19 protein-coding genes and 1 pseudogene are annotated in these 21,931 nt (G+C 64.5%); 3 read left to right on the top strand and 17 right to left on the bottom strand.

Features of this window, described 5'->3' with window-relative positions:
* Positions 1-4: 4 nt before the first annotated feature.
* The 7 genes from nuoF to YH64_RS00240 form a co-directional block, all read right to left on the bottom strand.
* Entirely contained in the window at positions 5-1,372 is a 1,368-nt protein-coding gene (gene nuoF / locus YH64_RS00270) for an NADH-quinone oxidoreductase subunit NuoF (RefSeq protein ID WP_046802540.1), read from the bottom strand.
* On the bottom strand, positions 1,369-1,863 hold the full coding sequence (gene nuoE / locus YH64_RS00265) for an NADH-quinone oxidoreductase subunit NuoE (RefSeq protein ID WP_006217963.1): 495 nt from the start codon (positions 1,861-1,863) through the stop codon (positions 1,369-1,371). Before nuoE ends, nuoF begins: the two co-directional genes overlap by 4 nt.
* A 47-nt stretch (positions 1,864-1,910) precedes the next feature.
* Positions 1,911-3,167, bottom strand: a complete 1,257-nt coding sequence (locus YH64_RS00260) for an NADH-quinone oxidoreductase subunit D (protein WP_046802539.1) — start codon at positions 3,165-3,167, stop codon at positions 1,911-1,913.
* Positions 3,168-3,170: 3 nt separating this feature from the next.
* On the bottom strand, positions 3,171-3,797 hold the full coding sequence (locus YH64_RS00255; RefSeq protein WP_046802538.1) for an NADH-quinone oxidoreductase subunit C: 627 nt from the start codon (positions 3,795-3,797) through the stop codon (positions 3,171-3,173).
* 75 nt (positions 3,798-3,872) lie between these two features.
* Positions 3,873-4,349 carry an NADH-quinone oxidoreductase subunit B family protein gene (locus tag YH64_RS00250; RefSeq protein ID WP_006217960.1) on the bottom strand — a complete coding sequence of 159 codons (477 nt, stop codon included), beginning with the start codon at positions 4,347-4,349 and terminating at the stop codon, positions 3,873-3,875.
* 43 nt (positions 4,350-4,392) lie between these two features.
* Entirely contained in the window at positions 4,393-4,752 is a 360-nt protein-coding gene (locus tag YH64_RS00245; RefSeq protein WP_006217959.1) for an NADH-quinone oxidoreductase subunit A, read from the bottom strand.
* 298 nt (positions 4,753-5,050) lie between these two features.
* Positions 5,051-6,166, bottom strand: a complete 1,116-nt coding sequence (locus tag YH64_RS00240) for a porin (RefSeq protein WP_046802537.1) — start codon at positions 6,164-6,166, stop codon at positions 5,051-5,053.
* A gap of 472 nt (positions 6,167-6,638) precedes the next feature.
* Here YH64_RS00240 and YH64_RS00235 point away from each other — a divergent pair, with 472 nt between their 5' ends.
* The 3 genes and pseudogenes from YH64_RS00235 to YH64_RS00225 form a co-directional block, all read left to right on the top strand.
* The gene (locus YH64_RS00235) at positions 6,639-7,271 is read left to right on the top strand and encodes a TetR/AcrR family transcriptional regulator (protein ID WP_046802536.1); all 633 of its coding nucleotides are present in this window, start codon (positions 6,639-6,641) and stop codon (positions 7,269-7,271) included.
* Entirely contained in the window at positions 7,268-7,711 is a 444-nt protein-coding gene (locus tag YH64_RS00230; RefSeq protein WP_046802535.1) for a PaaI family thioesterase, read from the top strand. The genes YH64_RS00235 and YH64_RS00230 overlap by 4 nt, the downstream gene beginning before the upstream one ends.
* Positions 7,708-8,077 (top strand): annotated as a pseudogene (locus YH64_RS00225) (NAD(P)-binding domain-containing protein); the annotation flags it as partial. The gene YH64_RS00230 and the pseudogene YH64_RS00225, both read left to right, overlap by 4 nt.
* A 137-nt stretch (positions 8,078-8,214) precedes the next feature.
* Here YH64_RS00225 and YH64_RS00215 read toward each other — a convergent pair.
* From YH64_RS00215 to YH64_RS00170, 10 genes are all read right to left on the bottom strand, one after another.
* Positions 8,215-8,979 carry a phosphatase PAP2 family protein gene (locus YH64_RS00215; protein WP_046802534.1) on the bottom strand — a complete coding sequence of 255 codons (765 nt, stop codon included), beginning with the start codon at positions 8,977-8,979 and terminating at the stop codon, positions 8,215-8,217.
* Between the two features lie 7 nt (positions 8,980-8,986).
* Positions 8,987-9,787 (bottom strand): metallophosphoesterase, encoded by an 801-nt coding sequence (locus tag YH64_RS00210; protein WP_046802533.1) that lies wholly within the window; start codon positions 9,785-9,787, stop codon positions 8,987-8,989.
* Positions 9,784-10,758, bottom strand: a complete 975-nt coding sequence (locus YH64_RS00205) for a diacylglycerol kinase family protein (protein ID WP_046802850.1) — start codon at positions 10,756-10,758, stop codon at positions 9,784-9,786. The genes YH64_RS00210 and YH64_RS00205 overlap by 4 nt, the downstream gene beginning before the upstream one ends.
* A gap of 98 nt (positions 10,759-10,856) precedes the next feature.
* Entirely contained in the window at positions 10,857-12,656 is a 1,800-nt protein-coding gene (locus YH64_RS00200; RefSeq protein WP_046802532.1) for a gamma-glutamyltransferase family protein, read from the bottom strand.
* A gap of 84 nt (positions 12,657-12,740) precedes the next feature.
* Entirely contained in the window at positions 12,741-14,243 is a 1,503-nt protein-coding gene (locus YH64_RS00195; protein ID WP_046802531.1) for an ABC transporter substrate-binding protein, read from the bottom strand.
* Positions 14,244-14,372: 129 nt separating this feature from the next.
* A complete protein-coding gene (locus YH64_RS00190; RefSeq protein WP_046802530.1) occupies positions 14,373-15,269 on the bottom strand; it encodes a LysR family transcriptional regulator in 897 nt (298 codons plus the stop codon).
* Positions 15,250-15,945: a metalloregulator ArsR/SmtB family transcription factor gene (locus YH64_RS00185; protein WP_046802529.1), complete on the bottom strand. Its 696-nt coding sequence runs from the start codon at positions 15,943-15,945 to the stop codon at positions 15,250-15,252. The genes YH64_RS00190 and YH64_RS00185 overlap by 20 nt, the downstream gene beginning before the upstream one ends.
* Positions 15,946-16,100: 155 nt before the next feature.
* Positions 16,101-17,627, bottom strand: a complete 1,527-nt coding sequence (locus YH64_RS00180) for an efflux transporter outer membrane subunit (protein ID WP_082134314.1) — start codon at positions 17,625-17,627, stop codon at positions 16,101-16,103.
* A gap of 10 nt (positions 17,628-17,637) precedes the next feature.
* Entirely contained in the window at positions 17,638-20,739 is a 3,102-nt protein-coding gene (locus YH64_RS00175) for a MexW/MexI family multidrug efflux RND transporter permease subunit (protein WP_046802528.1), read from the bottom strand.
* Positions 20,736-21,863, bottom strand: coding sequence for an efflux RND transporter periplasmic adaptor subunit (locus YH64_RS00170; RefSeq protein WP_046802527.1), 1,128 nt, complete (start codon positions 21,861-21,863; stop codon positions 20,736-20,738). Before YH64_RS00170 ends, YH64_RS00175 begins: the two co-directional genes overlap by 4 nt.
* Positions 21,864-21,931: the final 68 nt, after the last annotated feature.

Here is a 21,931-nt window from a genome sequence, read left to right as displayed (position 1 = left end):
AGACCTACAGATATTGCGGGACCACACAAGACTTATGCTCGATGTGGTGCGCGAATTCGTCGCGAAAATGCTTGAGGAAGCCACGGACGGGCATGGCGGCGGCGTCACCCAGGGCGCAGATGGTGCGGCCCATGATGTTGCCTGCCACGTTGTCCAGCAAGTCCAGATCTTCCGGACGGCCGTGACCGTTTTCGATGCGATGCACCATGCGGTAGAGCCAGCCGGTGCCTTCGCGGCACGGCGTGCACTGGCCGCAGCTTTCCTCGAAATAGAAGTACGACAGACGCAGCAGCGACTTCACCATGCAACGCGTTTCGTCCATGACGATCACAGCGCCGGAGCCAAGCATCGAGCCGGCCTTGGCGATGGAGTCATAGTCCATCGTGCATTCCATGATGATGTCGGCCGGCAGCACCGGGGCGCTGGACCCGCCAGGGATCACCGCCTTCAGTTTCTTGCCGCCGCGCATGCCGCCCGCCAGTTCAAGCAGCGTCGAGAACGGGGTGCCCAGCGGGATCTCGTAGTTGCCGGGGCGTTCGACGTCGCCGGTGATCGAGAACAGCTTGGTGCCGCCGTTGTTCGGCTTGCCGACTTCCAGGTAGGCCTGGCCGCTGTTACGGATGATCCACGGCACGGCCGCGAACGTTTCCGTGTTGTTGATCGTGGTGGGCTTGCCGTACAGGCCGAAGCTGGCCGGGAACGGCGGCTTGAAGCGCGGTTGGCCCTTCTTGCCTTCCAGCGATTCCAGCAGCGCGGTTTCTTCGCCACAGATGTAGGCGCCGTAACCGTGGAACGCATGCAGCTGAAAGCTGTAGTCCGAACCCAGGATCTTGTCGCCCAGGAAGCCGGCGGCGCGCGCCTCTTCCAGCGCTTCTTCAAAGCGTTCGTACACTTCGAAGATTTCGCCGTGGATGTAGTTGTAGCCGACGCTGATGCCCATGGCGTAGGCCGCGATCGCCATGCCTTCAATCACGATGTGCGGATTGAAGCGCAGGATGTCGCGGTCCTTGAACGTGCCGGGCTCGCCTTCGTCCGAGTTGCAGACGAGGTACTTCTGGCCGGGGAACGCACGCGGCATGAAGCTCCACTTCAGGCCGGTCGGGAAACCCGCGCCGCCACGGCCGCGCAGGCCCGATGCCTTGACTTCGGCGATCACGTCCTCCGGCTTCATGCCGGTGGTCAGGATCTTCTTCAGGGCTTCGTAGCCGCCGCGCTTGACGTAGTCTTCGAGGCGCCAGTTGGCGCCGTCGACGTCGGCCATGATCTGCGGCTTGATGTGCCGGCCATGCAGGCACATCGAATTGGACAGGTCGTTCAGCGGGTTGGGATCAAGCCCTTGCGCGAACTGCTTGTACAGGTCGGGCGCGTTCATGCCGACTCTCCTTGGACCTTGAGGGCCGCGACCAGCGCATCCAGCTTCTCGTCCGTCATGCGCACGCACATATGCTTGTTGTTCACGATCAGCACGGGGGAATCGCCGCAAGCGCCCATGCATTCGCCTTCAACCAGCGTGAACTGGCCGTCGGCGGTGGTTTGACGGTAGTCGACACCCAGCTTGCGCTTGAGGTATTCGCCGGCACGGTCGCCATCGCGCAAGGCACAGGGCAGGTTCGTGCAGACGGCGATCTTGTTCTTGCCGACGGGCTTGACGTCGAACATGTTGTAGAACGTGGCGACTTCCTGCACCGCAATGGGCGGGACGCCAATGTAATTGGCCACATCTTCAATGGTTTCGGTAGCCAACCAGCCCTTCTCTTCTTGCGCGATGGCAAGCGAGGCCATGATGGCGGACTGCCGCTGGTCGGCCGGGAACTTCGCGAGTTCTCGGTCGATTTTCTGGTAGGCCTGTTCGGAAAGCAGCATAGTTTGAATCCGGGTTATGCGGGCGTGCTCGTGACTGTCTGGGCGGATCAGCGATCGATCTCGCCGAAAACGATGTCCTGCGTACCAATGATGGTGACGGCGTCGGCGATCATGTGACCGCGCGACATTTCATCCAACGATTGCAGGTGGACAAAGCCGGGGGCCCGAATCTTCAGGCGGTAAGGCTTGTTGGCGCCGTCCGACACCAGATAGATGCCGAACTCGCCCTTGGGATGCTCCACCGAGGCATACGCCTCGCCCGGGGGCACGTGGAAACCTTCGGTGAAGAGCTTGAAGTGGTGAATCAGCTCTTCCATGTTGGTCTTCATGGCGGTGCGCTTGGGCGGGGCGATCTTGTGATTCTCGATCATGACCGGGCCCGGGTTGTTGCGCAGCCACTCCACGCACTGGCGGATGATGCGGTTACTTTCACGCATTTCAGCGATGCGGACCAGATAGCGGTCGTAGCAGTCGCCGTTGACACCCACGGGGATGTCGAAATCGAGCAGATCGTAGACTTCGTAGGGCTGCGTCTTGCGCAAGTCCCAGGCGACGCCGGAGCCGCGCAGCATCGGGCCGGTAAAGCCCAGCGCCTTGGCACGGTCAGGGTCGACCACGCCGATGCCCACCAGGCGCTGCTTCCAGATACGGTTGTCCGTCAGCAGCGTTTCGTACTCGTCGACGCAGCCCGGGAAGCGGTTGGTGAAGTCTTCGATGAAGTCCAGCAGCGAGCCCGAACGCGCGTCATTCATGATGCGCATTTCTTTGTCGCCACGGTATTTGCTGGTGTCGCCGTACTGCGGCATCGTGTCCGGCAAATCGCGGTAGACGCCGCCCGGACGATAGTAGGCCGCGTGCATGCGCGCGCCCGAGACCGCTTCGTAGCAGTCCATCAGGTCTTCGCGTTCACGGAAGGCGTACAGGAACACCGCCATCGCGCCCACGTCCAGCGCGTGCGAACCCAGCGACATCAGGTGGTTCAGCAGACGGGTGATTTCGTCGAACATCACACGGATGTACTGCGCGCGCAGCGGGGCTTCAACGCCCAGCAGCTTTTCGATGGCCATGACGTAGGCGTGCTCGTTGCACATCATGGACACGTAGTCCAGGCGGTCCATGTAGGGCAGCGCCTGGATATAGGTCTTGTGCTCGGCCAGCTTTTCAGTGGCGCGATGCAGCAGGCCGATGTGCGGGTCGGCGCGCTGGATGACTTCGCCGTCCAGCTCAAGCACCAGGCGCAACACACCGTGCGCGGCCGGATGCTGAGGACCGAAGTTAAGCGTGTAGTTCTTGATTTCTGCCATGATTTAACGCCCCAAGCCGTAGGAGTCTTCGCGGACCACGCGCGGAGTGATCTCGCGCGGATCGATCGTGACCGGCTGGTAAATGACGCGACGTTGTTCGGGGTCGTAACGCATTTCGACGGTACCGGACAGCGGGAAGTCCTTGCGGAACGGATGGCCGATGAAGCCGTAGTCGGTCAGGATGCGGCGCAGGTCGGGGTGACCTTCGAAGACGATGCCGTACAGGTCGAACGCTTCGCGCTCGAACCAGCCCACGGCCGGCCAGCATTCCATCAGCGACGCCACGATCGGGAATTCGTCATCGGCGGCCCAGGTACGTACACGCAGGCGCCAATTGTGTTCGATCGACAGCAGGTGGATCACCACGGCGAAACGCGCGCGGTGCACCTTGGCGCTGGGTTCCTCGGGCAGCTGGCGCGTGCCGTTGCCCCAGGTCAGGTAGTCGACGCCACAGAGGTCGATACAGGTTTCAAAGCGCAGGCCGGCTTCGGTGCGCAGCTTGTTGCAGACCGAGAACCATTGCTGCGCGGGCACTTCGAGCGTGAGCTCGCCCAACGCCTCGGTCAGCGCAATATCGGCGCCAAGGGTGGTCTGCAAATTGTTTTTCAGGGTTTCGAGCCTGGTCATCATCTTGTACGCTTAGGTGAACCGATACGCTGGTATCGCAGGGCCGGCGGCAAGGACTGCCGCGGACGGGGCGAGAGATCAGCGCGCAATCGTGTTGGTCAGGCGGATCTTGTTCTGCATTTGCAGCAAGCCGTAGACCAGCGCCTCGGCCGTGGGCGGGCAGCCCGGCACGTAGACGTCTACCGGTACGATGCGGTCGCAGCCACGAACCACCGAATACGAGTAGTGGTAGTAGCCGCCGCCATTGGCACAGGAGCCCATGGACACGACCCAACGCGGCTCGGGCATCTGGTCGTAAACCTTGCGCAGCGCCGGCGCCATCTTGTTGCACAGCGTGCCAGCAACGATCATCAGATCGGACTGACGCGGACTGGGACGGAAGATGATGCCGAACTGGTCCAGGTCATAGCGGGCTGCGCCCGCGTGCATCATCTCAACCGCGCAACAGGCCAGACCGAAGGTCATGGGCCACATGGAGCCGGTCTTCGCCCAATTAAGGAACTTGTCGGCGCTGGTTGTGATGAACCCTTGCTTGAGAATGCCGTCTATAGCCATATTCGTCTCTGATAGCGTGCGGTGAAGAAAAACCCGTGGGGGTTTATTCCCAGTCCAGCGCGCCCTTTTTCCATTCGTAGATGAAGCCGACGGTCAACACGGCTAGGAAAACCATGACCGTCCAGAAACCGACGAGTCCGACTGTGCCTTGGGCGATGGCCCACGGGAACAGGAACGCGATTTCCAGGTCGAAAAGAATGAACAAAATCGCCACCAGGTAGTAGCGCACGTCAAACTTCATGCGGGCGTCTTCGAACGCTTCGAAGCCGCACTCATAGGGCGACAGCTTCTCAGCGTAGGGACGCCGCGGGCCAAGGAGGGAGCCGGCCGTTAGAAGCGCGAACCCGATAAGGGTGGCCACTACGATAAACAGCAGGACGGGAAAATACTGTTGCAGGTTCATTCAGGCGTCCGTCAAATGCGCAAACCTTAGGATTGTAGCATTCGCGTGGTTACTTCCGGCTGAACTCTGTAGCTTGAATAACAGGTGAAAGACTGCATTCCTCAAATGGAACAATCGCAGTTTTCGAGAACAGAACGACAAGGATACAGGACTTGGCCGACACGCACGCGCGAAATAAAAAAAAGCTCTTGAAGACATGAAAAAAGCCACCCCGAAGGGTGGCTTTTATACGAACGGGCCGAAGCCCGTTCGCTTGCTTACGCACTAAATCCAGGCAGGGTTTGCACCCTGCGTTGGATTAGAAGCGGTGGCGAACGCCCACGCCCACGGCGGTCGACTTGACACCGTCGATGAAGGCGTAGTTCTTGGCGTACGAACCGTAAGCGTACAGGTTGGTACGCTTGGACAGGTCGTAGGTGTAACCCAGCGAGTACACGTTGGTGGTGGCATCGTCATTAGTCAACTTGTCGTTCGACGGGTCAACACGCTGCCACGAACCGAACAGGCTGCTTGCGCCGCCGATCGGGGCGGACAGGCCGACCATGTACGAGTTGGCCTTGAAGCCGTCAGCGAAAGCGTTAGCACCGAAGTTCACGCTGCCGAGGTTGGTGTCGACGCCTTGACCAGCGAACCAGCCGTCGGTCGTGCGAGCGTAGGCCAAAGCCAGCTTCACAACTTCGAAGTCGTACGAACCGCCGATGGCGTACTGACGCGGGGTGGCGTCAACCGAAGCCGACGACAGCTTGTTCGAGGCGTTCAGTTGGTCGTACGTCAGGGCGACGTTCAGGGGGCCGTTGACGTAGCGCAGACCGGTCGTGATGGCGCGGGTGTTGTCGGCGGTCTTGAAGCCGGTTTGCGAAGCGTTGGTGTCGTTCACGTTGAACGAGTAGCCGACGCCGAACTGGAAGCCGCTGAACGACGGGGTCTGATACATGACCATGTTGTCGTAGCGGTTCGTGTTGGCGGCGCTCAGAGCCACGCCGATGTTAGCTTGACCGAAGCCAGCGCCGAACGGGTCGATCGAGCCGAAGTACTTCGACGCGATGTTGGTTTGGCGACCGAAGTCCAGTTGACCCCAGCTGTCGCTGGCCAGACCGACGGTGGCTTGACGACCGAACAGGCGGCCGCCTTGAGCGGAGTTGCCGTTACCGGAGTTGAAACCCGATTCCAGTTGGAAAACAGCGCGCAGGCCGTCACCCAGGTCTTCCGAACCACGCAGACCCCAGCGCGAACCGTTCTGGACGCCGTTGATCATGCCGAAACGGCTGCCGTTCGCCGCATCGTTCGGGGCGCCGCTGATCTTGTTGTAGCCGAGGCCCGTGTCGATGATGCCGTACAGGGTGACAGACGTTTCTGCCTGGGCGACACCGGCAAAACCGGCGAGCAGGGCGGCAGCGAGCAGAGTCTTTTTCATTTAAGAAATCTCCGTTGATTTGAGTGACAAGAGCAGCAATCCAGCAAACCAGCCTGCCGCCCCCCTAACTCCGCGAAGGGAAGTTGACGCTATTGCATCAAAAATCGAGGGGACTGGCTATGGTCGGCATCAGAAAAGTGCAGGTTTGCGACACCCCTGTTGGGATCTTGCAACATCGCGAGGATGTCGCTCCAGTGGTGTTAGGGCTAACCCGAGCCCAAACGGGTAAGCACGTATCCATGCGACTTTCAGCCCTGCCCCTAATTATTCGGGGCGTTTTCCCGGCGGTCTTTCAGGCACCTTTCGCATCCCACTGCATCGGCTTTGTACACGGATATCGGTTTTCCCCCAATGAACGGACGTCGTATCGACCGCCGGCACGTTCAATTTCAATAACATTGTTATTACTAAAAATCGTCGATATTATTCCCCCACCGTCTCCCCCACCCTTTCCCGCTTTTTTCTTCTGCCCATGCCCGTCTCCCCTTCCGACCATCCGGAACGCAATGAACGCAACGAGCGCAACGAGCGCCTGAACGCGCTGCGGCGACAGATGGTCCTGGATGCCGCGCAGCGCGTCTTCGCGCGCGACGGCCTGGAAAAGACCACGATCCGGGCAATTGCGAAGGAAGCCGGCTGCACCACCGGCGCGATTTACCCCTGGTTTGCCGGCAAGGAAGCGCTTTATGGCGAACTGCTGGACGAGTCGCTGCTGGGCCTGCACGAACATCTGGCTGACGCGGCGGCCTGGCCCGCTTCCGGGGCGGCGCGCAAGACCATTCACGCCTTTTTCGAGTACTACGCCCAGCGGCCGACGGATTTTTCGCTGGGCCTGTACCTGTTCCAGGGGCTGGGGCCGCGCGGCCTGGGCAGGGACATGGACGAAAAGCTCAACGCCCGGCTGCGCCAATGCGTGGACCATATCGGCGCCGCGCTGGCGCGTACCAAGTCCTGGGACCCTGCCACCGTGGCGGTCGAACAGATGAACGTGTTCACCTATCTGATGGGACTGCTGCTGTTGCAGCACACGCATCGCCTGAAATCGCTAGGCCAGCAGGCCGACGCCCTGCTGGACCACTATTGCCTTGCCCTGGAGCAACGATGACCGCCGCCCTACCCGCCACGGACGCCGACGCGCCGCTGATCAGCCTGGCCGACTTTCACATCCTGCTGGCCGACCAGCATCCCTTTTCGCTGCTGTTGGGCATAGACGTCGTGCGCATCGGGCGGGGCACCGCGCGCGCCGTGCTGCCGGCCCGCGAGGCGCACCAGCGGCTGGGCGGCATCGTGGCCGGGCCTATGCTGATGGGGCTGGCCGATCTGGCCATGTACGCCGCCGTGGTCGGCGCCACGGGCCAGACGCACGCGGTCACGGCAAGCCTGACCATCAATTTCCTGCGCAAAAGCCCCGCCGGCGCCATTCATGCCGATGCACGGCTGCTGAAGGTGGGCAGATTGTCCGCCGGCGAAGTCGTCCTGACCGGCGAAGGCTCGGCCGAACCCGTGGCCCATATCGTGAGCACGTGGTCCGTGCCCAAGCCATGAACCTGCGTATCAGCATCGTGGGCATGGGCGACACCGGCACCCTGGCCGCCCGGCGCTTGCTGGAGGCCGAGCCCGACATCGCGCTGACCGTGTACGACCTGGACCCGGAACGCTGCGAACCTTTTCGCGGCTCGGCGACGTTGGCCACTTCCGCGCGCGAAGCCTTGGCGGAATCGGACACGATTGTGCTGGCCCTGCCGCGCGAACGGGAGATTGACCGCACGCTGGAACGCTTCAGTGATGGCGCGGTGACCGCGCCGATCCGGGGCAAGCTGATCGTGGACCTGGCGCCGCCCCCGCCGGAACGCGCGCACCGGTTGGATCGCGCGGTCGCCCTGGCCGGCGGCCGCTATACCAGCATCCCGGGGTTGGTCATCGACGATGCCGGCAGCATGGCGGGCGGTATTGCTGGCGGTATTGCTGGCGGTATTGCTGGCGGTATTGCTGGCGGTATTGCTGGCGGTATTGCCGGCAATCCGGCAGGCAACGCGCAGCGCCGGCTGCTACGCCTCTTGTTGTGCCCGGCCTGATCGGCAATAGCGTTCGGCCAGGGCTACGCACAGCGCCAGCCACGCCAGCGTGACGGCAAAGCCTGCCACCACGTCGCTGGCGAAATGCACTTGCAGCAAGATGCGGCTAAGGCCGATGGCCATGATCAGCGCACCCGCCGCCGCCACGCACGGCCAGCGCCACTGGGCCGGCGCCAAGCGCCACACCAGGTAGCAGGCGGTGCCGTAGACCGCCATCGCCGCCGACGCATGGCCGCTGGGAAAGCTCCAGCCCGCCGCTGCCGCGAAGCCGTGATCGTGCACCGGCCGCACGCGTTCAAAGCTGTGCTTGAGCACCCAATTCAGCGCGCCGCCCAAGCCCGTGGCAAGCGCGCAGAACACGGCCAGGCGCCACCACCCTGTCCATAGCAGGTAAAGCGTCATCAACACGCTGAGCACGGTCAGGAAATTGCGGTCGCCCAGATACGTGAACCACGACAGCAGCCACAGCAGCGACGCGTTCATCGACATGCTCAATGCCTCGGCCAATGCGCCATCGAAGGCCACCACATCGCCCTGGCTATGCACTGCCCACGCCAGCACTCCAAAGATGGCCAACGCCAACATCACGCCTGCCGCGATGGCGCCGCGCCGGGTGTTGGTCGGCCGGCCCGCCACGATACGGACCGTGAACAGCGCCAAGGCGCCCGTCAATAACGGCAACGCAATAAACAATTCCAGGGCATGGGCCGCAGCCCATTGCGCGTACGAATCTGTCATGGCGCGGTCACCGCTCGACCGTGCTGACCAGCGTCTTGTCGACCGGTGCGAACACGTGGGTGGCCTCGGCATAGTCCCAGCGTTCGACATGGCACATCTGCTGGTCGCCCTCGCCTTCTCGCGTGATCACGTTGACGGAATTGGGCACGCTGCCACGCACCCGGCTTGAGCATGCCGTGCCCGCCTGCACGATCCAGCCCGCCGGCTTGCCCGCCGCCGACAGCGGCAGCACATAAGGCAAGTGAATATGCCCGCCCAATACCAGATCGATACCCGACTGCGCCCAGGCCGCCAGCGCGCGTTCGCGCCCGTTAAGCAGGTTGGACAGGTCGGATTCCACCTTGGCGCGCACCGGATGATGCGCGACGACCACCCGCAATTGCCCGGGGCGCGCCTGCCGCAGCCGCTGCGCCACGCGCGCGATCTGCGCGTCAGAAATCTCGCCGTCCTTGTGGCGGCGCGGCCGCGTGGTGTTTACGCCGATAGCCAACAGGCCGGCGTTTTCGAACACTGGCTCCAGCACCGCGCCCAGCGCCCGCTTGTAGTTGCCGTAAGGATTCAGCGCGCGTGCAAACACGTTGATCAGCGGTATGTCGTGGTTGCCCGGCACGGCCAGCACGGGCAGCGACAGGCGTTCGATGAACTTGCGCGCCGCCGCGAATTGCCCGCGTCGCGCGCGCTGCGTGATATCGCCGCTTAGCACGACCAGGTCCGGGTTCAGCGAGCGCGCCAGGTCCAGCGCGGCCTCGACGACAGGTTTGCGCTCGGTGCCGAAATGCGTGTCGGACAGTTGCAATATCCGCGTCATGAGCGATCCAGGTATTGCGAGTCCGCGGGCACCACCAGCGGCAGCCTGTCGTCAGCCACCTTGAATTCCAGCGGGGTGTTCATCCAGGAAATCTCGCCGTCCATCGCGACCTTGACTCGATGGCGCCCCCGGATGCGCACCGTCATGCGATGAAAGCCGAAGCTGATGACGTGCTCGGCCTCGCCCAGGCGGCTGAAAAGGCCACGCACCAGCAGGCCGTAAAGCGCCAGCGTGCCGACCGGTTTCACCGTCATGGCCACCAGCCGGTCACGATCCAGATCCTGGGATTCGATGCCGACGTGTTCCAGCTGCAACTTGTTGTTGCCCACCACCAGCGTCGGTGTGCGCAGGTCGCTTACCTGGCCCTTTTCTTCCAGTTGCAGCCGCAATTGGCGCGGCGCTCGCAGCAGGGTCACCACGCCCGACCACAACGCCACCAGCCGGCTGCGGCCAAAGCGCTGCTTGTAGGCCTCGCGGTCTTCCAACAGCGTGGGATACAGCCCCAGGCTGGCGTTGACAAGGAACAGCCGGCCGTTCAGCTGGCCGACGCGTACCGGCTCGATATGGCCTTGCAGAAAGCCGCGCAGCGCAACGTCGGTGTCTTGCGAGATACCGTAGGCACGGCCGAAGTAATTGAACGTGCCTTGCGGCAGGATGCCGAACGGCACGCCCTTGCCCAGCACGGTGGCGGCCACCGCGTTCAGCGTGCCGTCGCCGCCGGCCGCGATGACGACGCCTTGCTCGTCTTGCGCGCGCTTGACGGCCGACTGCGCCGTTTCGGTAAGGCGGGTGGGGTCGTCCACCGGCATCAGCGTGTAACGCCTGCCCGCTTCATCAAGAATGCCGCGGATAGTGTCTTGCAGGACCTGCGCGTCGCCGCGCCCCGATCCTGTATTGAGGACGATGAATAGCGGCTCTTGTCCCGTCAGGGATTGCGCTTCGGTGCCTGGGCGCTGGTCGGATGAAGTCATGGGAGAAAGATAGCCCATGCCGGTAAAACGCCGCAAGGCGGCATGCACGCCCGGTCCGAATCAACGGGCCTCGCGCGGCCGGGCCCGTTCCCCCAGGATCAACGGCCGATGGCGTACGCCTGCATCAGGCGCGGCGTTGCGGCTGCATGTAGCAGCCCGTCTTCATCGCGCGAGGCCGCCGTCAAGCGGCCAACCGACCACTCCGGCAATTCCTCGATTTGATGACCGCGTTGACGCAGGCCGTCGATCACGTCGGCGCCAAAGCTTGCCTCCAGCGCCAGATGGCCCGGCTTGCGATCACGCGGATAAAACGATGTCGGGAAGTGCATGGTGTGCGACATCGGCAGGTCGATGGCCTCCTGCAGATTCAGCCCATGATGCACGTGACGCAGGAAGAACAGCAACTGCCATTGTTCCTGCTGATCCCCGCCCGGCGTGCCGAAGGCCAGGTACGGCTTGCCATCGCGCAGCGCCAAAGACGGCGTCAGCGTCGTGCGCGGGCGCTTGCCCGGCGCCAGCGTGCCCGGCAAGCCCTCTTCCAGCCAGAACATCTGCGCGCGCGTGTTCAGGCCAAAGCCCAGTTCGGGTATCACCGGCGACGACTGGAACCAGCCACCCGACGGCGTGGCCGAAATCATGTTGCCCCAGCGATCGATCACATCCACATGCGTCGTGTCGCCGCGCTTGGCCGATGCGCGCATATCGGCCAGCGTGGGCTCGTTGGTGGCGCTGCCAGGCGCGGACACCGGGGACAGGCGTTCCAGCGTGTCCATCACGCGCGCCACCTGCGCTTCGAAGCCAGGCACCTGGCCGGGCAAGAGATCGTGCGAGGCGGTCTCGCCGATCAATGCGCGGCGCTCGTCGTTGTAGGCGTCCGACAGCAGGTGCGCCAGCGGCACGTCGATGAAAGCCGGGTCGCCGTAATAGGCTTCGCGGTCGGCGAAAGCCAGCTTCATCGCCTCGGTAACGCGGTGGATGAATTCAACGCTGTTCGGCCCCACGCCCGCCAGGTCCATGTTCTTCAACAACGCCAGCGTTTGCAGGAATACCGGGCCCTGGCTCCAGGCGCCGGCCTTGGCGACCGTGTAGCCGTGGTAGTCGTAGGTCAGCGGCGTGTCGTAGCTGGCCGACCAGCCGGCCAGATCGTCGGCCGTGATGACGCCTCGGTGCGTCGCGCCGCTTTCGTCCATGACGTCGGTATTGCGCGCGAATCGGTCGATTTCCTCGGCGATGAAGCCCCGGTAGAAGGCGTCCCGCGCCGCCTCGATCTGGCGTTCACGGTCAGCGCCCACGCTCTCCGCCTCTTTCAGCACGCGTGTCCACGTGCGCGCCAAGGCCGGATTGCGAAACAGCTTGCGCGCTTCGGGCACCTTGCCGCCGGGCACGTAGACGGCCGCGGTAGTGGGCCAATGGGTTTCAAAGAAATCCTTGAGGCCCGCGATGGTGTTGGAGATGCGCGGCATCAGCGCATGGCCGTGCTCGGCGTAATAGATGGCCGGTTCCAGCACATCGCGCACGCGCATCGTGCCGTGGTCGCGCAGCAGCAGCATCCAGGCGTCGAATGCGCCCGGGATCACGGTGGCCAACAGGCCGTTGCCCGGAATCAGCTTCAGCCCTTCGGCGCGGTATCGCTCAAGCGTGGCCGCCGCCGGCGTCGTGCCCTGCCCGCACAGCACTTCCAGCTTGCCCGTGCGCGCCGAATAGAAGATGGCCGGCACTTCGCCGGCGGGGCCGACCAGATGCGGCTCAACCACTTGCAGCACGAAGGCCGACGCCGCGCAGGCGTCGAACGCGTTGCCGCCGCGTTCCAGCAGCGACATGCCGGCCGCGCTGGCCAGCCAATGGGTAGAGGTCACGACACCAAAGGTGCCAAGGATTTCCGGGCGAGTCGTAAACATGATGCTTCCTGTAGCGGCGGCGCACGCCGCCCGCAAGTAAGAAAAACGGGATCCGATTCCGGATCCCGTCGTTGGCCGCCCGGCTTACTTCTTGGCGACGGTCACGCCCTTCAGGCGGATCAGGCCATCGGGGTAAGGCACAAAGCCTTCAACCTTCTTTTGCACGCCGAAGGTCCACGGCAGATAGAACAGGTAAACGATGGGGCGCTGGTCCTGCATGCTGGTCAGCACCTGGTCGTACAGCGCGCGGCGCTTGGCCGTGTCGGCCTCGCCGCGCGCATCGTTCAGCAGCTTGTCCACGCCTGCGTCGCAGAACTTGCCGTCGTTCAGGTTGCCCTTGCAGCTGACGTATTGATGGATATTGCCGCTGGGATCGACCCGGCCCGACCAACCGCTTTGACCCACTTCAAAGTCGCCGCGCGCCAGCGACGATTGCAACGACGCGAATTCCACCGGGCGCAGCGTAATGTCGAAACCGGCTTCGGCACCCATGGCCTGCACCAGTTCGAACACTTGCTGCATGGTCGTATTGTTGCCGAAGGTGATTTCGAACTTCACGCGGTCATAGCCGGCTTCCTTCAACAACGCCTGCGCCTTCTTCGGGTCGCGGCCCTTGTGTTCGAAAGCGGTGTTGTAGGCAAAGCTGGCGGGCGGGAACGGCTGGTAGGCGGGTTGGAACATGCCTTCACCGATCACCTGGTTCAGCACGTCGCGGTCAATGGCCAGGTCCAGCGCCTGACGCACGCGCTTGTCCTTGGCCAGCGGGTTGTTGGCGCGCGCGCCGTTGCCCAGGTTGACCGAGATCGACTGGAAGCCCAGGCCCGTCACCGGCGCCAGGCGCAGGTTGCCGTCGTCCTTGACCGCCTTGGCGTCGCTGGGCGCCACGCGTTCGATGATGTCCAGGTCACCGGCGCGCAGATTGTTCAGGCGCACGGTGTTGTCGGGGATCGGCGTGTAGACCAGACGGTCGAAATGGAAGTTGGCGGCGTCCCAGTACTTGGGAAATTTCTCCAGCACGATGCGGTCGTTCTGCACGCGCTCCTTGAATTGATACGGGCCGGAACACACCGGCTTGCTGCCAGGATCCTTGTCGAAACTGGCCGGCGACATCATCATGCCCGCGCGGTCCGACAGCTGCGACAGCAGCGAGGCATCCGGCTCGGACAGGGTCAGCACCACGGTGTTGGCATCGGGCGCGTCCACGCTGGCGACGGTGGCCAGTTCGCTCTTGCGGTTGCTGTCCGGCAGCGTGCGGGCGCGGTCCAGGTTGGCCTTGACCGCCGCGGCATTGACCGGCGTGCCGTCATGGAACACGGCATCGGTGCGCAGCTTGAACGTCAGCGTTTTGTTGTCCGGGCCGATCGTCCAAGACTGCGCCAACTGGGGCACGATCTTCAGGTCGGGGGTGATGTCGACCAGCTTGTCGCACAGCGAGGCAAAGACGATGCGGCCCACGAAGGTGCGCGCACGCACCGGGTCCAGCACGTCCGGGTCGTCTTGCAGACCGATACGCAGGGTGGACTGGGCTTGCGCCAGACCGCTGGCCAGCATTCCCGCCATGGCCATGGCGAGGCAAAGTTTACGCATGAGTGTTCTCCGTCGTTGCATCTGTGGAATTCTGCGCCAGGCGCGCGGCGATTGTATAGAGCGGCGGCTGTCTGGCTGCTAAACACGCCCCATGACCGGCCGCCTCGCGGACGCCGGGTGACTGGGCAATCAAGGCAGGCGGCAAGGTGCGGAAAAGTCCACCGCCGCCGTCACGGACTCGCGCAACCGGGCAACCAGCGGCCGCGCGTCGTCGCGCCGGTACTGGAACGAATACGGCAAGGCGGCCGGTTCGGGGTCGCCTTGCAGCACGCGCAAGCTGCCTTCCGCTTGCAGGGCCTGGGCCCAGTGTTCGGGTATCAGCCCTACCCCGGTGCCTTCGATCAGCAGGCCGACAATGGCCCCCCAGTTGTTGCAGCACAGCCGTTCGCCCGCGGCATCGCGCCCGGCCAGCCAGTCATCGATGATGCGGGTCGTGCCCGCGCCGGCCGGCAACGTCACCAGCGGCAGGCGGGCCAGCAGCGCGGGCGTCATGCGGGTGTCCGAGCCCAAGGCGGCGGGCGCCGCCGCCCAGGCAAAGCGGGCCTGGCCGATCGGAGTCGAGGCGATATTCGCTCGCGAAGACCGGCCGGCGATGACGGCAAAATCCAGCTCGCCATCGGCCACGCGCTGCTCCAGCACCTGCCCGATGTCCACATACGGCTCCAGCACCAGGTCGGGATAGGCGGCCCGCACCACGCCGATCAGGCGTGGCAGCCAGGTCAGGGCGGTCAATTCGCCCACGCCGAAGCGGCAGCGGCCGCGCAGCCCGGGTGTTTCCGCCATGGACGCCCGCACCTGGTCGGCGGCGGCCAGCAATTCCCGCGCCTGCGGCACAAGGCGCTGGCCGGCGTCGGTCAGCGCGGCCTTATGGCCGCTGCGGTCAAACAACGGCCGGCCCAGCGCGTCCTCAAGTTCGGTGATGCGTTTGGATAGCGACGACACCGACAGGTGCAGCCGTTCAGCGGCCACGGCAAAGCTGGCGCAGGTAGCGGCCCAGTAGAACGCTTCAAGTTGCTTGAGAGTCATGCGCGGATTGTAGGGCGGGCCCTTGCTGGCGCACGCGGTAGGCGCAGCGGCGCGCGCCGCTCAGGATATGTTCTTCGCGATCCACCTGCACGTCCGTGCCCAGCACTTTCCGAAACAGATCCAGCTCGCTGCGGCAAAAGCCCATACAGGCCTTGGCCGCCGAACAGATCGGACAGTGGTTTTCGATAAACAGGAAGTCGGCGCCGTCCTTGCGCAATTCGGCCATATAGCCTTCGGACGAGCGCACCTGCACCAGGCGGTCCAGACGGGATGGCAGGTCGTGCGCGCCCGCCATCGCGCGTTGGTAGCCTTCCAACATGGAGGCCTCGCGCGCCTGGATCAGCTTGTCCACGCCGTCCTCGCCGAACACCTGGCGCACGGCCCCGATCATCTGCACCGTCATTTCGGCGTGCGTGTCGGGAAAGCGGCCATGGCCGGCATCGGTCAGGAACCAGATCTGGGTAGGCCGGCCGCGCCCGGCGCTGTGGCTTTCGGAGTCGACCAGCCCGTCTGCATGCAGCCGCGTCATTTGCTGACGCACTGCTTCGGCGGTCACATCCATGGCCTTGGCGATGACCGCAACCGACTGCGGGCCGCGCGTCTTCAAGGTCATCAACACGCGGTCCGCCGGCTGATGCGGCATCCACGTGACGGGGTGGGACGGGCTGTCGGACATGACGATAACGATACTCCGGGCGTAAGGTTCCTATGGTGCCATGAACTTGGCGGCCCATCAGCGGGTTGCGTCAGCGCCGGCCTTCAGCGCCCGCCTCGGAAGCCAACCTCCGGCGCCAAATTCAGCGCCTCAGGTCAGCGCCTCAGGTCATCGCCTCACATCGCCGCCTCCGCCTCCCAGCCGCCTCCCAGCGCCTTGTACAGCGCCACCAGACGGGTATAGGAATCCGTTTCAGCAACCGCCACGGCGTCCTGGGCGCGCAAAAGCGTACGCTGCGCGTCCAGCACCGTCAAATACGGCGCACTCCCCTCGCGATAGCGCAGCTGCGCCAGTTCCGCCGCGCGCCGGCTGTGCGCCGCCGCCTGCGCCAGATTGCCCAAGCGCTGTTGGGTCTGGCCAAACTCGGTCAGCGCCGACTCCAGTTCTTGCACCGCTTGAAGCACCGTTTGCTGGTAGCGCGCCACCACCCCGTCGGCACGGGCGACGGCCGCGCGCTGTCTGGCCAGCGCCGTCGGCAGGTGCAAGGCCGGCCAGTTCACGCCCGATGCCACGCTGAACGCCCGGCTGGACGTCGCGCCGAAATCGGCACCACGCAACGCCACAAAACCCAGGAACCCGCCCAGGTCGATGCGGGGATAAAGCTCCGCCGTGGCCACTCCTATGTCTGCATTGGCGGCGGCCATATTGCGCTCGGCAGCGGCAACGTCCGGCCGACGCGACAGCAGCGCCGCCACGTCCCCGATGGGCAGGCGCGTTGCCAACGGGGTCGGCGGCTTGCCGGCACCCAGTTCAGCCAGTTCTACCGGCCGCAGCCCAGCCAATACCGCCAGCCGATACTGCGCCAGCCGCTTGGCCGTGACTTGCACGGGTACGCTGGCCTGCACGGTTTCCAGTTCGGCCCGCGCGCTGGCCAGATCGCCCTCGTCGCCCCGCCCGGCTTGCACCAGCGCCTGGGTCACACGCAGGCTGTCGCGCTGGCTTTCCAGGTTGGCGCGCGCCACGGCCAGGCGCTGCTCGGCGCCGCGCAGTTCGAAGTAATTGCGGGCGACCTCGGCCGCCACCACGATGCGCGTCTGGGCCAGATCCGCCGCCTGCGCCTGGCTGCGCGCCGCCGCGCCGTCGGCCGCTTGGCGTAGCCGCCCCCACAGGTCCAGTTCCCAGGTGGCGTCAAAACCGGCCCGATAACTTTGGGCCAGGTTGCGCTGGCCGGCCGTGCCCGCGTTGGCCTGCGACAGGCTGCGTTCATAGCGCCCGTCCAGCGTCACGGCGGGCAAGCGATCCAGTTCTTTTTCGTCCAGCACGGCGCGCGACTCCGCCAGGCGAGACTGGGCGATCCGGATGTCGTGATTACGGTTCAAGGCCAAGTCCACCAACTGGTCCAGCTGGGGGTCTTGCAGTTGCCTCCACCAGTCGCGTTGCAGCGCGTCGGAGGAAAACAGCGCCTGCTCGGGGCTGGCCAGCACCACCGGCGCGTCCTGTGGGCGTTGGTAGTCGGGGCCCACGGCGCAGCCGGCCAACGCCAGCGCCAGTGCCAGTGTCAGCGCCAGCAGCGTTGACCGCAGCACGGCGGCCGCGCGGCGCGGACGTTCGAGTCCAAAGACGAAGGCGTGGCGAATCGCGCGTTCGGGGCCGGCACCGAGGGCCGGGCGGCGCAGCGGTGCGGATGCGGAAACTTCAATCATGGTTGGCTCCTTAATGCGAGATGGCAGCGCGGCCGTCTTCGGCTTGCGCCATGGCCAGTTCCCGCGCGCGCGGCGTGTCGCTGGCGGCGCGGTGGTCACGCGCGAGCACGGTGTAGACGGTGGGCAGCACGAACAACGTGAACAACGTGCCCACCAGCAATCCCACCACGATGACCAGGCCCAGGCTGTAACGGCTGTGCGCGCCCGCCCCCGTGGCGAACAGCAACGGGATCAGCCCCATCACCATCGCCGCCGTCGTCATCAGGATGGGACGCAAGCGGATGCGGGCGGCCTGCTCCATTGCCGCGCGCCGATCCAGCCCGTGGCTGACCTGCATTTCGTTGGCGAATTCCACCATCAGGATGCCGTGCTTGCTGATCAGGCCGATCAGCGTCACCAGCCCGATCTGCGTATAGATGTTCACGGTGGCCATGCCCAGCGCCAGCGGAATCAGCGCGCCGCAGATCGACATCGGCACGCTGACCAGGATGATGAATGGGTCGCGCAGGCTTTCGTACTGCGCGGCCAGCACCAGATAGATGACGATGATGGCGAACAGGAACGTAATCATCAGTGCCGACCCTTCCTGGCTGAACTGGCGCGCATCCGATTGCCAGTCATAGCTGAAGCCGGCGGGCAGGTTTTTTGCCTGCTCCGACAGGAATGTCACCGCGTCGCCCATGGTGACGCCGGGCATCGGGATGGCCTGGAACGTGGCGGCGTTCAACTGGTTGAACTGCGTCAGCGAATTGGGCTCCACGCCCATGGAAACCGACACCAGGTTCGACAGGGGCACCTGCGCGCCGCTGGCGCTTTTGACGTGGAACTGCGCCAAGGCCTGTGGCGACATACGCAGATCGCGACGGCTTTGCGGAATGACGTCATACGAGCGCCCGTCCATGCCGAAGCGGTTGACATAGTTTTCGCCCACCAGCACCGCCAGCGTATCGCCGATGTCTTTCATGGTGACGCCCAGGCTGTTGGCCTTGGCGCGGTCCACCGTCAGTTGCACCACCGGGTTGTTGTAGTCCAGGTCGCTGTCCACCACCATGAACAGCCCGCTGGCCCGCGCGGCCTGCTTCAAGCTTTCCATGGCCTCGTAGACGACGCGGTAATCGGCCGCGCTCATCAGCACCATCTGCACGGGCAGGCCGCCGGTGGACCCGGGCAACGACGGCAACTGGAACGCAAAGATGTTGCTGCCTTCTACCTGATTGGCCAGCGATTGCATGTCGGCCTGGATGGCATCGGCGTTGCGCTTGCGGTCTTGCCAGTCCACGAAGTCCACACCGCCGATGCTGTTGGACACGCCGTCCGACCCGTTGATCAGCCAGCGCCCTTTTTGCTCGGGCACGGTCTTCATCACGTCGTCCCACTTCTTGCCGAACTTTTCTACGTAGTCGATATTGGCGTGCTGCGGCGACTTGATGGCGGTCAGCACGGTGGATTGGTCTTCGACCGGCGCCAGCTCGCGCTGCGCGGCGTTGTACAGGAACGGCAGGCTGACGAGCACCGCCACGGCGATCAGCCCCGTCACCCAACGATGCCGCAACGACACGTCCAGCACGCGCCCATAGGCCTTGCCCAGCCGGCCGAACATCCGCTCGGCGTTGCGCGCCATCTTGCCTTCCGACACGTCGCGGTTCAGCAGGAACGAACTCATGACGGGCGACAAGGTCAGCGCAATGACGCCGGACACCACCACCGCGCCGGCCAGCGTAAAGGCAAACTCCTTGAACAGCGACCCGGTCAGCCCGCCCATCAGCCCGATGGGCGCATACACGGCAGCCAGCGTGATGGTCATGGCGATCACCGGCCCGGCAACTTCTCGCGCGCCGATCAACGCCGCGCGCACGGGCGATTTTCCTTCTTCGATGTGTCGATGCACGTTTTCCACAACCACGATGGCGTCGTCCACCACCAGCCCAATGGCCAGCACCATCGCCAGCAAGGTCAGCAGGTTCACGCTGAAGCCGAACAGCGCCATGATCGCCGCCCCGCCCAGCATGGAAAGCGGGATGGTGACCACGGGGATCAGCACCGCGCGCAACGAGCCCAGGCAAAGAAAGATCACCACCACGACAATGGCGATGGCTTCCAGCAGCGTCTGCATCACGCCATCGATCGACGCGCTGATAAAGCGGGCCAGCTCAAACGGCACTTGCACGCTGGTGCCCGGCGGCAGGTTCTGCTTGATGTTGGGCAACAGTTCCTGCAAGCGCTTGACGATGACCAGCGGGTTACCCACAGGCGTGGCGTTCAGGCCGAAGTAGACGGCGGGTTCGCCGTCCATCAAGCCGCTGGAATCGGTGGATGCCGCGCCCAATTCCACGGTGGCCACGTCGCCCAGCCGCACGATGGCGTCGCCGTCGCGCTTGACGACCAGGTCGCGAAATTGCGCCACATTGACCAGGTCGGTATTGACCTGGATGTTGGACACCACGTACAGGCCCTTGGCCTGGCCCGGCGCGGCCTGCACGTTGTTATCGCGCAGCGCCTGCGCCAGTTCGCCCGCCGAGATACCGCGCGCGGCCATGCGGTCCGGGTCCAGCCAGACGCGCATGGCCAGCTTTTGGCCACCATACAGTTCCACGCTGGCCACGCCGTCAATCGAGGACAGCTGCGGCTGCACCACGCGCGACAAATAATCGGTCAATGCCGCCAGCGACAGCGTCGAACTGGCAAACCCCACATAGGCGACGGCGGTCGCCTCGCCCGCCGACTTGACCAGCACGGGGTCGTACACGTCCTGCGGCAGCCGGTACTTCACCTCGTTGACCTTGGCCATCACCTCAGTCATGGCTTTGTTGGAATCGGCGTTCAACTTCATCCGCACCGTGATCACGCTGCGGCCCTGGGTGGACGAGGACGACAGGTAGTCGATGCCTTCCACCGTAGCGACTGATTGCGCGATGGGCTGCGTGACGAAGCCTTGCATCAGGTCGGGCGAGGCGCCCGGGTATTGGGTGGTGATGGTGATGGTGGTGCTTTCGGTCAGCGGGTACTGCCGCACCGGCAGGCCGCTTAACGCCTTGATGCCCAGCAACAGGATCAGCGTGCTGACCACCAGCGCCAGCACGGGCCGGCGCACGAAAAGATCGGTAAATGTCATGATGCCTCCGCCGGTGCGCCCAACGCGACGGTGTCTGTGCCGGTCACGTCAACGGCCGCGCCGTTGTGCAGGCGAAGCTGGCCCGACGTCACTACCTGATCGCCCGCGTTCAGGCCTTCAGTGACAACGACCCGGCCATGCAGGCGCTCGGCCGTCTTGACGTAGGCTTGCCGCACCGTGGCGGGCGTGTCGGGCGCGGCGGCCGCGCCCGGCTTGGGCGGCGTCAGCACGTAGACCGAATCGCCGTAAGCGCTGTAGCTGATGGCCGTTTCCGGCACCGTGATCACATTCGGCCGGTCGGGCAAACGGATGCGGCCGTGCGCGAACATGCCGGCGGCCAGCGCGCCATCGGCATTGGACAAGGTCGCCTGCACGCGCACGGTGCGCGATCCGGTGTCCACCTGCGGTTCCACGGTGGTGACCTGACCGGGAAATTGCCGGTCGGCATACGCATCCACCGTCACCGTCACCGTCTGGCCGGCGCGCACGGCGCCCAGCGCCTGTTCGGGCAGGGTGATATTTGCGTACAGCGTGGAAGCGTCGGTCAGCGACACCAGCGGATCGCCGGCGCGGGCGAACTGGCCCAGATGCACGCGGCGCACGCCCAACATGCCGTCGAACGGCGCCTTGACGCGCTTTTGCTCGATCAGCGCCTGTACGCGCCGGATATCGGCGGCGGCCTGGTCGTAATCCGCCTGCGCCTGATCCAGCTGTTCACGCGTGGCCGCCTGTTGCGGCAGTAGCCGGCGCGTGCGTTCCAACAAGGCGCGCGCATTGCGGGCCTGCGCCTCCAGCCGCGCCAGCTCGCCGCGTTCCGGCGCGTCGTTCATCTGCACCAGCAGTTGGCCGGCCTTCACCGTTTGGCCTGCCGTGAAAAGAATCTGCGTGACCCGGCCATCCACTTCGGCGGGCACCTGCACCTGGCGCGTGGCCTCTAACGAGCCGATGCCGGTCAGCGCCATCGGAAAGTCCGCCTGCACAGCGGGCGCCACCGCAACCTTGGCCGGCGCCATCGCCCACCCGCCCTGCTGCGGCGCGCGGCCCGCCTTCCACGCCCACCCACCTGCCAACGCCCCCGCCAGCACAAGGGCCCCTACGGCCCAGGCTCCAGATTTCGCCTTCATGATCTTCTCTTTATTTATCCAAGAATAAGCTTGGATAATCCTTGATTCGCCCCATTTCGTCAAAGTGG

Source organism: Achromobacter sp. LC458, from assembly GCF_001005835.2.
Classification (GTDB): Bacteria; Pseudomonadota; Gammaproteobacteria; order Burkholderiales; family Burkholderiaceae_B; genus Achromobacter; species Achromobacter spanius_B.
The sequence above is the reverse complement of the archived record's forward strand: the minus strand, read 5'-3'. Positions and strand labels throughout refer to the sequence as shown.

Bases quoted from the DNA above. Each gene is read 5' to 3' on its own strand.
- nuoF (WP_046802540.1), bottom strand. From the start codon at position 1,372: ATGAACGCGCCCGACCTGTACAAGCAGTTCGCGCAAGGGCTTGATCCC.
- nuoE (WP_006217963.1), bottom strand. From the start codon at position 1,863: ATGCTGCTTTCCGAACAGGCCTACCAGAAAATCGACCGAGAACTCGCG.
- YH64_RS00260 (WP_046802539.1), bottom strand. From the start codon at position 3,167: ATGGCAGAAATCAAGAACTACACGCTTAACTTCGGTCCTCAGCATCCG.
- YH64_RS00255 (WP_046802538.1), bottom strand. From the start codon at position 3,797: ATGATGACCAGGCTCGAAACCCTGAAAAACAATTTGCAGACCACCCTT.
- YH64_RS00250 (WP_006217960.1), bottom strand. From the start codon at position 4,349: ATGGCTATAGACGGCATTCTCAAGCAAGGGTTCATCACAACCAGCGCC.
- YH64_RS00245 (WP_006217959.1), bottom strand. From the start codon at position 4,752: ATGAACCTGCAACAGTATTTTCCCGTCCTGCTGTTTATCGTAGTGGCC.
- YH64_RS00240 (WP_046802537.1), bottom strand. From the start codon at position 6,166: ATGAAAAAGACTCTGCTCGCTGCCGCCCTGCTCGCCGGTTTTGCCGGT.
- YH64_RS00235 (WP_046802536.1), top strand. From the start codon at position 6,639: ATGCCCGTCTCCCCTTCCGACCATCCGGAACGCAATGAACGCAACGAG.
- YH64_RS00230 (WP_046802535.1), top strand. From the start codon at position 7,268: ATGACCGCCGCCCTACCCGCCACGGACGCCGACGCGCCGCTGATCAGC.
- YH64_RS00215 (WP_046802534.1), bottom strand. From the start codon at position 8,979: ATGACAGATTCGTACGCGCAATGGGCTGCGGCCCATGCCCTGGAATTG.
- YH64_RS00210 (WP_046802533.1), bottom strand. From the start codon at position 9,787: ATGACGCGGATATTGCAACTGTCCGACACGCATTTCGGCACCGAGCGC.
- YH64_RS00205 (WP_046802850.1), bottom strand. From the start codon at position 10,758: ATGACTTCATCCGACCAGCGCCCAGGCACCGAAGCGCAATCCCTGACG.
- YH64_RS00200 (WP_046802532.1), bottom strand. From the start codon at position 12,656: ATGTTTACGACTCGCCCGGAAATCCTTGGCACCTTTGGTGTCGTGACC.
- YH64_RS00195 (WP_046802531.1), bottom strand. From the start codon at position 14,243: ATGCGTAAACTTTGCCTCGCCATGGCCATGGCGGGAATGCTGGCCAGC.
- YH64_RS00190 (WP_046802530.1), bottom strand. From the start codon at position 15,269: ATGACTCTCAAGCAACTTGAAGCGTTCTACTGGGCCGCTACCTGCGCC.
- YH64_RS00185 (WP_046802529.1), bottom strand. From the start codon at position 15,945: ATGTCCGACAGCCCGTCCCACCCCGTCACGTGGATGCCGCATCAGCCG.
- YH64_RS00180 (WP_082134314.1), bottom strand. From the start codon at position 17,627: ATGATTGAAGTTTCCGCATCCGCACCGCTGCGCCGCCCGGCCCTCGGT.
- YH64_RS00175 (WP_046802528.1), bottom strand. From the start codon at position 20,739: ATGACATTTACCGATCTTTTCGTGCGCCGGCCCGTGCTGGCGCTGGTG.
- YH64_RS00170 (WP_046802527.1), bottom strand. From the start codon at position 21,863: ATGAAGGCGAAATCTGGAGCCTGGGCCGTAGGGGCCCTTGTGCTGGCG.